Here is a 13,733-nt window from a genome sequence, read left to right on the forward strand (position 1 = left end):
CTCGTGTATGTGGAAGTTTGCGGTGCCCTCTGTACGGTTCGCCGCTCCCGTGTGACCTTCAAGGTGATGGGACTCGTAGCTACTGCTTTGAGGTCATCGCTCCGCTTCCTCGGGAGGTCGCATGGCGAGGTCTATCGATTCCGTCTCGGTGAAGTTGCGCAGAAGTGACGGCGAGATCGCAGTGAGGACCTGGCCGCACGCGAGTGTTGATGACCTCCTGGAGTTCTCCACCCCGTGGCGTACGTTCCGTTGGTATTACGGGCAGAAGCACTACTCGGGATTCTACTGGTCCTCAACTATGCGCTCCCATGTGATCTATGAATCACGACTGGAACTCACGCGTTTGATTTATGCTGATTTTACACGAGACGGCAGAGCGATATTTGCTCAGCCGTTTTTGATTACAGCAGAAATCGATGGGACGTTAAGGAGGCATGTCCCCGACTTCTTGATTCTTCGAGACGGCATGGTTCCTTTGGTGGTGGATGTCAAGCCCCGCCATTTGCTGACGCGGCCGAAGATCGCTTTCTCGCTCGGCTGGGCTCGTAAAGTGATGGAGTCTTGCGGCTGGGAATTCCAGGCGTGGTGTGAACCTCCAGAGGAGGAGATGGCCAATCTCCGATTCTTGGCTGGTTACAGGCGTGACTGGCTCTTCGAGGCGGAGATGCTGGAAGAAATGCGCGGTCATGACCTTCATGGAGCGACTTTGGGAGAGGCGTTCCACGCCTTCCCTCGCTGGCCAGATGAGCTCGTTCGCGCCGCTGTCCTGCATCTGCTGTGGAATCAGGATCTGTCCACCAACTTGAGCGAGATTCTGTCCGAGCAGCATGTGTTGCGCCAGGAGCCAGCCACGGTCGTGGGGGCTGGGATGAACACACTGCCAGACCCAATCGAGGATTACGAGTACGGCGACACGGAGGTTATCCCGCCGCAGCGCGCCGGAAATGGGGGTACGGGAGGACGGATGAGCGGAGACGGCGCGGTACGCGTGGGTGTGGGGACGCGGTTCCATTACGATGGTGAAGTTGTCACCGTCGAGGAAATGTTCGGATCTGCAGCCGGAAATGAAATCCTGGTCAAGGACGGGCGGGGCCGCAGGTTCCGGCTGTCCTTGAGGGAAGTTCTGGCCTCGGGCCGGGCCCGCGTCATTGCCGCCAAGCCCGGACCTTCGTCTGGCGACCCGGGTGAGACCGCTTCAGTGGTTCTGGCTCAGCTCGACGACGACGAGCTTGAGAAGGTTCGTGAACGAGCCGCTCACCTCAATGAAGTGATCTGTGGCTTTCGGTCCGGATCACCGGAGTTGGCAGCTCCAGGGGAACCACGCCTGCAGTATGCGCCGGGAACACCGAAGATGGCTCGCTACCAGGCCAAGGCGGACGAGCTGGGGGTCGGCCTGCGCACGCTCACTAGGTGGGTGAGTGCTTTCCAGCTTGAGCGGGAAGCTGCGTTGACGCGTGACCGGCCGGAGCGGGCAGTCGATGCGGGGGGTGTGGGGCGGGCTGATCCGCGGTGGGTGGAGATGGCCTTGGAGATCATGGCGGAGTACGAAGATGATTCGACGCCGAGTCAGGCGTTGGTCATCCGCAGTATGCGACCTCGCTTGGATGCCCGCTATGGCAAGGGCGAGGTGCGGGTTCCTTCGAGGCCCACGGCGTATCGGTGGCTGCGTGAGCTGGAGAAGCGTCGGCCGACGTTCAGGCTGAGCGCGAAGAGGAACCGGGACATTGCTGCCCGTCCGACCGGCGTGTACGGGAAGTTGCGTCCGACAAGGCCGGGCGAATACTTGCTGATGGACACCAATCGACTGGATGTCTTCGCTCTGGACCCGATGACACTGCGGTGGGTGCAGCCGGAGTTGACCGTCGCCATGGATTGGTACGACCGCTGTATCGCGGGGCTGCGGCTCACTCCGGTATCCACCAAGTCCGTCGATGTTGCGGCGACACTGTTTCAGGCCTACCGCCCCCGCCAGGCGGGGAAGGACTGGCCGAGCCATGCGGTCTGGCCTGACCATGGCGTTCCTCGCGCGGTCTTGTTGGATCGGGACGCGATTGAGGGCCCGATGGCGGACGCTGCAGCCCGGGTCACTGGCCAGGGAGCAGCAGGGCCGGCGCTTGTCCCGGAGACTCTTGTGGTCGACCACGGCAAGGTCTACGTCTCCGAGCACATCACCAGCGTGTGCCAGCGGTTGGGACTGTCGATTCAGCCGGCCCGTCTGCGTACGGGGCGTGACAAGGGGCCCATCGAAAGATTCTTTCTCACGCTGCGCAAAGGGTTACTGGAGACGCTCCCCGGATACAAGGGGCCGGACATCTATGCACGTGGGGTGAACCCGGAGGGTGAGGCCTACTTCTTCCTGAACGAACTTGAGGCGATCATCCGGGAATGGGTCGCAGTGGTCTACCACCACCGTCCCCATGATGGCCTGGTCGATCCGCGAGTTCCGGGACTGAGGCTGTCTCCAGCTGCCATGTTCGACCACGGCATCGCCCGCGCCGGCTACATCGAGGTTCCCCGCGATCCAGACCTGGGATTCGAGTTCCTCAAGACCGAATGGAAGCCGATCCACTCCTACGGTGTCGAGACCCGTCGATGCCGCTACAACGGACCAGGCCTGAACGGTCTGCGCAATCAGACGAGTCCCTACACCGGACCGCGCGCCAAGGGGGGTTGGCCCATCCAGGTCGATCCCGACGACATTACGCGCGTCTACTTCCGCCGCCCTGAAACCCGGAAGTGGCACACGCTGACTTGGGAGCATGCGCCAGCCATGAAGTTCCCGGTCAGTGAAGAAGCATTGGAACTGGCCAGGCAACTGGCCGCGAAAAAGTACCCCTACCCCGACGACGAGAGTGCGATGGCCGACCTGCTGGAGCGCTGGAACCTCGGTCTGGGTATGACGAGGGCCGAGCGGCGTATGGCCTTGCGGATGGCGCGCGAACAGTCGGCCATCGAGCTGCCGTCCACCGATGCTGCCGACGAGGCTGCCGCGTTGCCGTCTGTGGCGCGGGTGCTGACAGCTGATTCCGTGGTGCTGGCAGAGGGCGATGAGGATCCCGAGCCTGAGCCGTACGAGGGCCAACAGCCAGGTGATGACGATGACGACGACGAACTCGGCGGCCCTGGCCACAGCCTCGAGGGTCCCGATGACGATGATGACGACGACTTCTACGCGGATGCTCTGGAGGACGCATGACCGACGGGACGCCGCAACCAGAACGCCCACCGCTCGACAATCTGACACTCTCGCGCAAGGAAGGCTTTCGCCAACTGGCCGAGACGCCAGGACGTATTCAGCCTGACAGGCTAACGGTTGAAGAACTCACCGCGCTGAGCAACCCGGCACGCGCGGTCTACGACCGGCAGCGGCGGGACTGGCACGCCAATCTCGGGCCGATCAAGACGCCGCAGCTCATCGCACTGCAAGAAGACCTATGGGACATCGTCGACAGTAACCTTCAGGACGGCGACAAGGCCAAAGGGGCAGTCGCGGTGGACGCTTTCCCGGGCCTGGGGAAGACCACGGCAGTGCTTCACTTCGCGCAGAAGTTCCATCGCAGGGAGATCTCGGAAGAAGGCGAATTTACGCAGGCAGGCCAGGAACGGTGGCCGGTATGCCGTGTGGGGCTCACCAGTAACATCGGCATGAAGGACTTCAATCGTGCCATTTTGGAGTTCTTCGCTCACCCGGCTCGTTTCAGGGGGACTTCCGCGGAGTTCCTGCAGCGGGCGTTGGACTGCATCCTCGACTGTGAGACGAAAATCCTGATCGTCGACGATCTGCACTTTCTGAGGTGGTCGGACCGTAACGGCAGGGAAGTCAGCAACCACTTCAAGCACATCGCTAATGAGTTTCCCGTCACCTTGATCTTCGTGGGTGTCGAGCTGGCGAGCCGCGGCCTGTACTCCGAGACGGACCAGTGCGGGGACGTCACACTCGCCCAGACCGCCCGACGCACCACGCCCCTGTCGATGGATCCGTTCCTGGTGAACGACGAAAAAGGTCGGATTGAGTGGCGGAGGCTGATGCTGTGGCTGGAGAAGCGCATTGTGCTGGCTGAGAAGTTCCCTGGCATGCTGGCCAACGAGTTGTCGGACTATTTCTATGCCCGTACCACCGGACACATCGGCTCGCTCATGACACTGGTCAATCGTGGCTGCCAGCGGGCTATGCGGACGGGGACCGAACGGCTCGACCAAGAGCTCCTGGACAGCGTCAAAATCGACGCTGCCTCCGAGAAGGCACGCGTACAGCTTGAGGCTTCCCTGCGGGCTCGGCGCTGGACCTCGAAGAGGAGCGAGGCCCACACCGTAGCCACCGGGAAAGACGGCGGCGGATGAGCTTGGCGCGCACACTCCCACTGCGGATCGAACCGGTGGAAGGCGAAGGGCTGGACAGCTGGCTCGAGGCTATGGCCTGCCGCAACAGGGCTCCGCTCACTCAGGTCGCCGAAGCCTTGGGACTGAGCGGTGTAGCCCCTCAAAATCCTCTGATGAACCCGCCATGGACCATCGCCCTGACTCCTGCGGAGTGTGCGCACCTCGCTTTGGTCACTGGTACCGATTCCGGAACGTTGCGGCGCATGACGCTGGCCCGATGGCACGGAAAGGCGCTGTTTATCGACTCACACCGTCGTCGCGTCGACCGACGGCGAATGTGGGGACGGGCATGTGGTTCCCGCTTCTGCCCTGCGTGCCTGAAGGAATCCGGCGGACGTTGGCAGCTGTCGTGGCGCTTAGCCTTCACCTTCGCGTGCACACGCCATCGCATGCTCCTGGCGGATACCTGTCCCTCGTGCGGAGAGATTCCTCGTAGCCGGGGCAACTACACCGGAACCACGCCTGTTTTAGGGGTCTGTCCCACAAAATCCAAGGATTTTCCCCTAGACCGTTGCCAACAAGACCTCTGTGAAGCAGTAGCTGTGCCGCTGGCTGTCGACAGCCCCATTCTGCTTGCGCAGCAACAGCTGACCGAACTGATCGAAAATGATCCTTTGACGACGACGGACTTCGAGGGCCTCTATGGCAGCACATCTGTCGCTATCTCGCAGGTTCTGGCGGACCTGAGGACTTTCGCTTCACGTGTGTTGGCGCTCGCGCACGACGACGACCTCGCACGCTGGGGAGCCGACGACCTTGTGCACCGCTGCAACGCGTATCGCCAAGCGCCACTCACCACCTACCGCGGACGCCGAGAAGCGCACACCCGAGGGGCGTGGGTGGCCCCGACCGACGCTGCAGCAACTGGGATCGCCTTGGCAGCGGCCTTGGACGGCCTGAGTCGTACAGACCCGCAAGATGTCGTCGACCGCATCGCGTGGCTCACCGACCGGCTGGAAGCGAAAGGAGGGGGTGTCGCGCACTGTGACATTGAGAAGTGGAGCGCGGAGGCGTCCCCCGACCTTGTCGCCATGGTTCTGAGCGCCGTACACCGCAGCCAAGGACGTCGAGCTGTGCGACTGCACTACCGCACCACCACAGGACGCCCCCAGCGCCCGGCCAAGGGGCTGCAACTGCCGCTAGCCCGGGCCCAGAAGACACCGGTGAGCTTGTGGGACACCTGGACGCTGCGGCTCATGCCGAGCACCTGCCGTGGGAATCTGCGCTGGAGCACGGTCCAACAGGCTCTCGCAGTAAGCACGTTGCAGGTCGGAGCATGGATCAACCTGTCACAAGCACAGAAACTGCTCGGCAACAACCTTCCCCCGAAGACCCTGTCCCGCACGCTGGAGACGCTGCACACACACGAGGCCGGGGTGGAAATCCTCCGTGCCCTGACTCTGTTGGCGAACCTGCTCGATCACGAAGGCTCCCCGATCAACTATGCACGACGTCGAAAAGTGTTCGGGCAGCGAGCCGAGTTCGTCACCCCAGAAGACTGGCTAGAGATCGAACGGAGGTCGGGCCGCACGTACCCGGTACCACCATCGCACGTGCATCATGCCAACCGTTGGATCTACCAACGCCTCACCGGCAACCCTGTGCGTTTGATGCGAGTAGCACCTATCCGGAATCGGGACGACAAGCCTAAGAAGTACCCTCAGTTCACATTTGATTTGCACCCATTCGAGGTCGATGAACTTACCCGGCGCTGCCGACAGTTACTGTCCGAAGAATCGATTGTAGAACCTCTGTCATGGGAACCCGCCTTTCCGGTGGAGATGCCGGCCCCAGTAAATCTCCCAGGCGTCCTGCTCGAGAGCATCCACCATTCGAAGGTCCATGACGTCATCTTGGCCGGCGGTCTCAGTGCCTCAGCAGTCGCGAACGTGCTGAACACCAGCGCGGCACACATTCGCTGCATCATAGACAGGCACCCGCTCAGTCGACGGGAGATCTTAGAAGACCGTAATGAGAAATGGCGCCAGTTGTATCTGGCCGGTCACTCGATCAGCGATATCGGTCGGATGGTCGGAGGAAGCCACCCAGCCATCGCCAAAGAGCTGCGGCAGATGGGGGTTGAGATTCGCTCAAGGGCGCCGAAACGGCAATATGAGCGCCTGACCCAGGAAGTCATCCACCGCTATACCCACCTTGAGGAGTCGCTCCAGGACATCGCGGGCGCAACAGGCATGTGCCGCGCCACGGTGCGCAACATCCTGGAACGTGAGGGCGTCTCCCGGCGACCGTGCGGACGCCGTCCTCTGCAAAAGTGATTTTTCGCTCAGTCACTGCCGCCGACGCGACATGCCGCCGCGCCCAGAAAAACCTTGTGGTCCATGCGTTTTTGCGCCGCTGCAACCCCGCCTCGCCGGGGCCGCCTGGACAGGGATGTGGGCGGCGCCTTTCGACACTTCTTGCGGGACTTGAGCCGTCCGAAGCAGGGTGGTCTCTAACGCATGAGGTCATGTCGTTGCCAACGTGACGGGGTACGTGTCGATCCACGACAAGCCGCCGAGGTCGAGCTGGTGACGGGCGCGGGTGACGGCGACGTAGGCGAGGCGGGCGTCCGTGTCGCTGATCGGTTCTGGGATCGGGCGGCCCTTGGCGTCGTGTTGGTCGGTGTCCTTGGGCGGGGGAAAGTCGTCGGCGATTTTGACAGCGGACCATTCGCGGCCTTTGGCCTTATGGGCGGTGGAGACGGTGACGTCGGCGTGCTCTTCGTCGGTGAGTTCGTCGACCGCGGAGAGGATGGCGTCGGGTCCATGAGTGTCGACGAGGTCGACGAAGGGCTGGAGGTCGCCGCCGGCGGGATCGTAAGCGGCGTAGTCCTGCAGTTCGCCCCACGAAGAGAACAAGACCAGTTCTGGGTGGCTGGTACGGCGGCCTTCCTTGAGGTGGCGGGCTGCGAGCGCCAGCGCCTGCAATGTGTGTCCTCCACGGGTCAGGGCGACGCGGTGACCTCCGGCGAGCAGGTTCATGACCTCGGTCATGGCGCCGATGTTCGTGCGGCAGAGGACCGCGTCCGGGTGGGCGATGTCGCCGACTGTGGTGGGGATGGTCTGGCTGCCGGTCAGACGGATGGGGGCATCCGCGAGTTCGAGCCAACGGTTGGCCTGCTCGGCGAGGAGAGGGCCGAAGCGGAATGATTGGGTCAGCGTGAGGTGCGTGGCGTCGAAACCGGTCATCACGTCGCGTGCACCGCGCCAGCCGTAGATGGCCTGGGCAGAGTCGCCGACCATGACGAGCTGGGCGTGATCGCGCTGCCCGGCGAAGACCTGCTCCAGGACCGGGTTCGTGTCCTGAGCTTCGTCGAGGAAGAGGAAGTCCGTGTCGATCCTCGGTTTCGTCAGGGCCCACATCTTCAGATAGTGGTCGTGTTCGAAGCGGACGATGCCGTCATCGGGGTTGTGCAGGTCGGCCCAGGCTTTGACGGCGAACGGCAGTACCTCTTCGGCGAGTTGGGCATGCTGGGCCGTTGTTCCCAGGCCGCGTAGCGGTGGTACGTGGTGTCGGGCCAGCGTGCGGTCGGCGGAGTGGCAGAAACGGGAGACCGTGCGAAGCGCTGTGTTGGACAGCGTCCTGTGCCCGACTTCGCGGTCGCCGATCCGAATGGCCCGGGTGATGCCCAGGGCCTGGCCGATCTTCCAGCCGGGTTGGCGTGGGCTGTTCAGGCGGCGGACGTAGCGGTGGCCGACAGCGGCGTATGCCGTCGCGTGGGCGGTCTTGCACAGCACGGCACGGGGGAAGCGGGTAGAGGCGTCGGAGGCGATGTCCTTGTTGAAGGCGAGGTAGCGGCCGCGTCGCTTGGTTCCTTCGGCGAGCTGGACGAGGGTCGTGGTCTTGCCGGTGCCGGCGCCGGCTTGCAGGACAAGATGATGACCTGCGTGGAAAACGTCGGCGGCCTCGACCTGTTCATCAGTTGGAGTGGGCAACAAGGGCTCCGCGGAAGGGTTGATGAGTGGCTTGGCGTTCACGGTGACTCCGCGGGGGAGCCTCTGCGGAGGGCTATCGCTTCGGTGGTTCGCGGTAGTGGCGTCGGCCGAGAAGGGCGCCGGCCGCGCACGTCAGCACTTCTTCAGGGGAGTGGTGAGCGAGTAGTCCTTCGAGTTGAGCCGTCAGATGTCGACGGCGTTGTTGTTCGTGACGGGCGACGGCCGCGGCCACGCTGTTGCTGAGGAAGTCCTGGGGGCGTTGGCCTCGGGTGGCTGCGGCCCGGCGGATGGCGGTGCGGGCTGTGTTGCTGAGGGTGAGGTTCAGCAGGACCTGACCGTACTGGTCCGGGTAGTGGCTGGTCAGGACGTCGATGGGCAAAAGGGCGTCAAGCTGGCGGCGAAGCGCCCGCAGTGCACGGCCTGGACTCTTGGCCCGCTGCAGTGCCAGCAGCCGGGTGCGGTCGGCGTTGGCGGCCAGCCGTGCGGCGCTGTGGGCACGGCGGAGTTCGTCCATGGTGGCGGGTCGCGTCAGGACGATCTCGATCGCGTGGTGCGCTGTCATCTCCAGGCCTCTTTGCGGGATCGAGCGGTAGGACCGGGGCGTAGGACGCGTGTCGGCAGCCGGGTGTGGATGTGTTCGTGGTGAACGAGTGGGTCGAAGGGTTCCCAGTCGGGGACCGCCATGTCCGCGGCCGAAGGCGTTACCGAGTGCTGCGGGCAGCGCTGGGCCCGCCAGCGCAACTGCTCCGCGTACGGCAGGCCGGAAAGGTCGTACACGGCCATGACCTCGGTGGGGAGGGCGAGTTGGCCGTGCGCCCGCGTGGCGGGCACCAGGGCCCAGGTGCCGCTGGGGGCATCGGGAGTGAGCAGCGGGTTGCTGCAGCGATGGCGCCGTCGGGCCTGAGCGACGCACTGGATCTCGTCGATGGGACGGGCGGCGAGGTAGCGGATGTAGAGGAGCTGCACGATGGGGCGGGCAGGGCGGCAGACGGTCGAAGCCGCTGCCTCGGCACCGGAGGGCGCACCGGGCGGGGTGAAGGCACCGGTGTCGAGCAGACGGCGGGTGTTGAGGGCCAGGGCGCGGCGGAGCGCGACCAGTTCGGGCATTACTGGCGAGGCGTCGCGGGCAGGGCACACCGCCGCGTGCGGCAGGCGGCACCAGCTTGTGCCGTCGGCTGCCGGATAGGCGACGCCGGAGCTGACGTGCCAGCGACAGGCGGCGGGCACGCGCGCGGTCGGCAGCTCGTGGGGATGAAGGCGGACGGGCTGACGGTCGGTCCGGTGATACCACTCGATCCGGTTGCCGCAGTCGCGGCATCGGCCGGTCTGGCCGCAGCGCAGCAGCCGGCTGACGCCATTGGGGGCGACGCGCAGGGAGCGCCGTGGATGGCCGGCGGTGAGGCTGCCGTCCCAGCGGCGTCCGGGAGGTGGGGGTGTGGAGCGCATGCGGGCGAACCTGCCAGCCAACACGCCGTACCCGATGCGTCGGCGCCGTGATGTCCCTCGGCCGGCCGCATTGAGGGCGACTGACGTACGAACAGACGCTCACGCGTTCGCATCGTCGTCCCCGTTTCGGGTGGTCGACGAAGAGCGCTCCGGCGGGAGGTCAGTCGTTGGTCTGCCCGGGCGGCTCATGTCCGCGGCACAGGTTGGCGAAGAGCACGTCGAGTGGGGTGTTCAGCGCATGGGCGAGAGCGTGCCAGGTCTTCAGGGTGCCGACCGTGCGGCCCTGCTCGATCTCGATGAGTGTGCGTCTCGCCAGGCCGGTGCGGGCGGCGAGCTCGTCGTACGTCCACCCCCGTGCCGCCCGCAGGCGCGCGAGCTCCAGGCGCAGCGCGTCGAGGTCCGGGTCGGGCGGCAAGATCGTCACCCCACCATCCGACGGTGCAGACCCCTGCCCTGTCAGTGCAGACCTCTGCCCTATTTCTGCAGGTGGAGGTCAGAGCGGAAGGGCAGATGTCTGCACTACCGTGTGCCGTCGCCCCACCCTTTGGCGGGTGTCGGCGCGAAACACGCGATGGGAGGAGTACGGGCCTGATGAGGGTGCGCACAAGGTGTCCCGCGGTGCGGCGCACCTGGATCGTGGAACTGCGTCCGCAGGCCGGCGGGCCGGTACTCGTATGCCAGCACTGCCCCCAGAACGGCAGCCCCCTCGCCGCTGCGTCCGCACGCTCGGCGGCCTTGGCTCACCTTGCCCGGCACGCTCGCTGCGATGTGCTCCCGGTACACATGCGTACCTGCCAATGCCACGAACGCGGCTGCTGCTGGCATCCCCGCCACCGCGGCTGTGCCGGCCCCATCCGGCTGCTCCTGGCCCGTGAACGAGGAGGACGGGTCTGGCGGCTCGCCGATTCCTGCACCGCCTGCGCCGCGGCCACGGATCAGTCCGCCGTCGTACCCGACACGATCCTGTCGGCGGCTACGCCGTGGCCATCCGCAGCTTCGCGCCGTAGACGCGGACGGCAGCCTCGTGGGCCGGGCGAACAGACCCGGGTGCGGGAGATGCTCAGCTATCTCGCCGCTGCCTTGCCGGCCGACACGGGAGCCGCCGCCCGGCTCGTCGCGCTGCAGTGCGCCTTGCGGATGGACGCCGCAGCGAACGTTCAACTTCCGACAGGGATCCTGCGCGGACTTCGTCTGGGCCACTGCTCAGAGCCGTGGCAGGAGCTGGAGCGGGTGCGGTGGCTGAGCAGAATCCCAGCAACGCCGGAGGGCGACACCGCGACAGTAGCTGCCCGGCTGTTCGACGCCGCGCTGCTCACCCAGTCCCCGGCCCGCCCCGACCGCAGGCGTGCCGCTGACTGGGTCCTGCGCGCGGCTCGACCTACCCGCGTCGCCGCAGGCGGACCGCTCCCGCAACTGGCCGCCGTATGCCTTGCGGCGTACACGCCCCACGGGGCCGGCAACGGGCTCACCGAGGCGGACCGGATGGCTCGCGACTGCGGTCTGGACCCGTCTGCTCTGCCCGACGTACTCGACCAGCTGACGACGGCAGGCCTCCTTGCGTCCTGGAACGTGTGTCCGGACTCCGGAGATCTGCGATGGACCCAAGCAGCACAGTGCGTTGGCGGCCTTTAGCGGCGCTCGGTAACCAGAACGTGTATCCCTATACGGACGCCCTGGCGGCCCGGAGTTCGGGAAATGCCTCCTCCCAGACCTCCCTGACAGCACGTCCGATGAGGGGGTACATGGTCGGCCACAGGTCCAGGAGTACATCGCGGCTGAGGAAGCGGCACAGGTCGTCGCGCATGCCTTCGGTGAGCACGGTCCGGTACAGGCTCATGCGCTGACGGGGCCGGTCCAGGTCCAAGACGCGCAGCCCTGACCAGGCCACGTGCAGGGGCAACTCGACCAGGCCGTGCTCGGGCCCGGTCAGTTCACTGAGACTGACGGGCAAGCGCCGGGCGAATCTCGCCCGGTACACCGCCGCTGTGTCGGAGTCGGGGCCGATCTCGAACATGGCGTCGATTATCCCTGTAGATGTCGTCCGAATGGGACACGGCCAGGGAGTCCGCAGACTCGTTCCGGCCTCAGACCTCCGGCCTCAGACCCACGCTCATACGGAGGTGCGCCCCGCTCGCACCCTGCCGTACGGGCTGGTCAGCCAGCGGAGCGAGGGCGCGAGGCGGTTGTGCCCGAACCAGGTTCGGGTGGCGAGGACCAAAGCGATCCCGCCGGGTACGAACACCGAGCGTCACGTCGCCGCAGCGCCCATGGAGCCGGCATCGGCGTGTACAGCATGGCTGTACAGGACGCCGCTGGCGATGTTGCCCACCATGGGAACGAGCGGGGCGAACCACAGGACCGGCAGGCCCGGCACGTGACAGGGGCGCAGAAGAGCGTGATGGCAAGGTTTGCGCCGACGATCAGTGGTGGGGTGCCCCAGGCGCCCGGATCGCGGTTGGCGTCGGTGAAGTAGGCGACATAGCCCGTCACGTACGCCACCAGGGTCATGTGGGCGAGGGGGATCTGTCGGAAAACGTGTCTGAAATTGGTGCCCGGGTGAGCGGGTCCAGCCGGACGGGATCCCAACAGCGTTGTGGCGGCTTATCCGATGCACGGCTGTGCCACCGCCGTCAGTGCAGCGGGTGGCCTGGTAGTGGCAGGTGACTCTTGGGTGGTGAGGCCGTCTGTGCTGGTCGGGTGAGAGGGCGGGTGGGGCCCGGTTGCGGCGGTCCCTGGTGGAGCGGCGCAACCGGTCCCCACCCGCCTGTGTGTCAGGTTGTGCGGTGTCCGGCGAAGTGGGCGACGGAGTTGCTCACCCAGGCGTAGGCATACGAGCCGGAGAAGCCGGTCTGCGCCGACAGCGCGGAGTCGCTGCCCCGGTGCACGGTGATGTCCTCGTATCTGAGGCCCAGCAGATCGGCCACGACCTGGGCGACCGTCGTCTCGTGGCCCTGCCCGAAGGCGACGCCGCCGGTGACCGCGAAGACCGTGCCGTCCTCGCCGAGCCGCACTAGGCCGCCCTCGGTGTTCCCGGCGAACGCCAGGTGCTGGTTGATCAGGCGGGCCTGCGCGAAGTTGTTGGTGATCTTCACCACCCGGGAACGCTTCCCCGACGCCGACGAGGTGATCGTCGACTGGCCATACCGACACCTGGCCGCCCTGGCCGACACCGGCGCCGCGGACGAACGTACCGTCGTGTGCGTCCTCACCCACGACGCCAAGTTCGACCTGCCCCTGCTGGAACTGGCCCTGAAACTGCCCCCCGCCTACGTCGGCGCCATGGGCTCACACCGCACCCACGCCCAGCGCCGGGAGGCCCTCCGGGCGACCGGCCTGACGGACGCCCAACTGGCCCGGCTGCACTCGCCCATCGGTCTCGACATCGGCGCGACCACCCCGGAGGAGACCGTCATCTCCATCGCCGCCCGCACCTGCGCGCCGGGACGTCCGCTACGCATCACGGACGGCCCGATCCACCGGACTGCCGCGTCGTAGCCACCAAGTAGCACCCGCAGCGCTCGACGAGGCCGTCGTCGAAGCGCACGAACGACATCGGGTGCGGGCGGTCCCGGTACGGATCCGACCGCGTACGGCCCATATGCTCACAGCCGACGGTCGGCTCACCGGTCTCCGTCACCCGGCGCATCTGTACCTGAGCACGCAGCACCTCTGAGCGTGTTCCGCTTTGACGGACACCGTTTGGTGTGGTGGTAAGGCTGCGAGTGCGGTCTCGTATTCGGCAGGACTGCGGTAGCCGGGGCTGCTGTGCGGACGGTGCACCCAGAACACGACGCCGGGCCACGCACTTCCGCACTCTGTGCTCAGCCACCGCATGACCTGCCCAACATCACCAGCAGAGTCCCGGCATTGGTGCTAGGCGCTGTTTCTCGGATCCCCTTACGTGGGTGGGGTGTTGGGGTCAGGCTGGCTGCATGGGACGTGGTGACCTGACGAACGCGGAGTGGGATCGAC

General features: G+C 65.6%; 10 protein-coding genes and 2 pseudogenes. 6 read left to right on the top strand and 6 right to left on the bottom strand.

The annotated features are described in order from the left end of the window. Positions 1 to 121 precede the first annotated feature (121 nt). The 4 genes and pseudogenes from IG08_RS0126290 to IG08_RS57415 all read left to right on the top strand — a co-directional run bounded on the left by IG08_RS0126290 (position 122) and on the right by IG08_RS57415 (position 6,656). Positions 122 to 3,196 carry a TnsA-like heteromeric transposase endonuclease subunit gene (locus IG08_RS0126290; protein WP_078655755.1) on the top strand — a complete coding sequence of 1,025 codons (3,075 nt, stop codon included), beginning with the start codon at positions 122 to 124 and terminating at the stop codon, positions 3,194 to 3,196. Beyond that, complete coding sequence (locus tag IG08_RS0126295) at positions 3,193 to 4,341, top strand: TniB family NTP-binding protein (RefSeq protein ID WP_030607106.1); 1,149 nt, start codon at positions 3,193 to 3,195, stop codon at positions 4,339 to 4,341. The genes IG08_RS0126290 and IG08_RS0126295 overlap by 4 nt, the downstream gene beginning before the upstream one ends. Continuing rightward, positions 4,338 to 4,766, top strand: a pseudogene (locus tag IG08_RS63080) (TniQ family protein); the annotation flags it as partial. The gene IG08_RS0126295 and the pseudogene IG08_RS63080, both read left to right, overlap by 4 nt. A 156-nt stretch (positions 4,767 to 4,922) precedes the next feature. Beyond that, positions 4,923 to 6,656: a hypothetical protein gene (locus tag IG08_RS57415; RefSeq protein WP_234342977.1), complete on the top strand. Its 1,734-nt coding sequence runs from the start codon at positions 4,923 to 4,925 to the stop codon at positions 6,654 to 6,656. A 189-nt stretch (positions 6,657 to 6,845) separates the two neighbouring features. On the opposite strand, the gene IG08_RS0126305 is transcribed toward IG08_RS57415, so the two are convergent. From IG08_RS0126305 to IG08_RS0126320, 4 genes are all read right to left on the bottom strand, one after another. Then, positions 6,846 to 8,315 (bottom strand): UvrD-helicase domain-containing protein, encoded by a 1,470-nt coding sequence (locus IG08_RS0126305; protein WP_030607109.1) that lies wholly within the window; start codon positions 8,313 to 8,315, stop codon positions 6,846 to 6,848. Between the two features lie 73 nt (positions 8,316 to 8,388). Beyond that, positions 8,389 to 8,877 (bottom strand): hypothetical protein, encoded by a 489-nt coding sequence (locus IG08_RS0126310; RefSeq protein ID WP_030607113.1) that lies wholly within the window; start codon positions 8,875 to 8,877, stop codon positions 8,389 to 8,391. Beyond that, positions 8,874 to 9,761, bottom strand: coding sequence for a DUF6083 domain-containing protein (locus tag IG08_RS0126315; RefSeq protein WP_030607116.1), 888 nt, complete (start codon positions 9,759 to 9,761; stop codon positions 8,874 to 8,876). Before IG08_RS0126315 ends, IG08_RS0126310 begins: the two co-directional genes overlap by 4 nt. A gap of 160 nt (positions 9,762 to 9,921) precedes the next feature. Then, the gene (locus tag IG08_RS0126320; protein WP_030607119.1) at positions 9,922 to 10,185 is read right to left on the bottom strand and encodes a helix-turn-helix transcriptional regulator; all 264 of its coding nucleotides are present in this window, start codon (positions 10,183 to 10,185) and stop codon (positions 9,922 to 9,924) included. Between the two features lie 632 nt (positions 10,186 to 10,817). On the opposite strand from IG08_RS0126320, the gene IG08_RS62850 reads away from it, so the two are divergent. Beyond that, positions 10,818 to 11,393, top strand: a complete 576-nt coding sequence (locus IG08_RS62850) for a hypothetical protein (RefSeq protein ID WP_338060169.1) — start codon at positions 10,818 to 10,820, stop codon at positions 11,391 to 11,393. A gap of 28 nt (positions 11,394 to 11,421) precedes the next feature. On the opposite strand, the gene IG08_RS0126330 is transcribed toward IG08_RS62850, so the two are convergent. Next, positions 11,422 to 11,775, bottom strand: a complete 354-nt coding sequence (locus tag IG08_RS0126330) for a hypothetical protein (RefSeq protein ID WP_052424886.1) — start codon at positions 11,773 to 11,775, stop codon at positions 11,422 to 11,424. 757 nt (positions 11,776 to 12,532) lie between these two features. Then, on the bottom strand, positions 12,533 to 12,931 hold the full coding sequence (locus IG08_RS0126335; protein WP_338060170.1) for a molybdopterin cofactor-binding domain-containing protein: 399 nt from the start codon (positions 12,929 to 12,931) through the stop codon (positions 12,533 to 12,535). On the opposite strand from IG08_RS0126335, the pseudogene IG08_RS0126340 reads away from it, so the two are divergent. Then, positions 12,846 to 13,256: pseudogene (locus tag IG08_RS0126340) on the top strand (XdhC family protein); the annotation flags it as partial. The gene IG08_RS0126335 and the pseudogene IG08_RS0126340 overlap by 86 nt on opposite strands. Between the last annotated feature and the right edge of the window lie 477 nt (positions 13,257 to 13,733).

It is taken from the genome of Streptomyces fulvoviolaceus (genome assembly GCF_000718165.1).
Taxonomy (GTDB): domain Bacteria; phylum Actinomycetota; class Actinomycetes; order Streptomycetales; family Streptomycetaceae; genus Streptomyces; species Streptomyces fulvoviolaceus.

Excerpts from the sequence above, each read along its gene's own strand:
- IG08_RS0126290 (WP_078655755.1), top strand. The coding sequence starts at position 122 with ATGGCGAGGTCTATCGATTCCGTCTCGGTGAAGTTGCGCAGAAGTGAC.
- IG08_RS0126295 (WP_030607106.1), top strand. The coding sequence starts at position 3,193 with ATGACCGACGGGACGCCGCAACCAGAACGCCCACCGCTCGACAATCTG.
- IG08_RS0126310 (WP_030607113.1), bottom strand. The coding sequence starts at position 8,877 with ATGACAGCGCACCACGCGATCGAGATCGTCCTGACGCGACCCGCCACC.
- IG08_RS0126315 (WP_030607116.1), bottom strand. The coding sequence starts at position 9,761 with ATGCGCTCCACACCCCCACCTCCCGGACGCCGCTGGGACGGCAGCCTC.
- IG08_RS62850 (WP_338060169.1), top strand. The coding sequence starts at position 10,818 with ATGCTCAGCTATCTCGCCGCTGCCTTGCCGGCCGACACGGGAGCCGCC.
- IG08_RS0126330 (WP_052424886.1), bottom strand. The coding sequence starts at position 11,775 with ATGTTCGAGATCGGCCCCGACTCCGACACAGCGGCGGTGTACCGGGCG.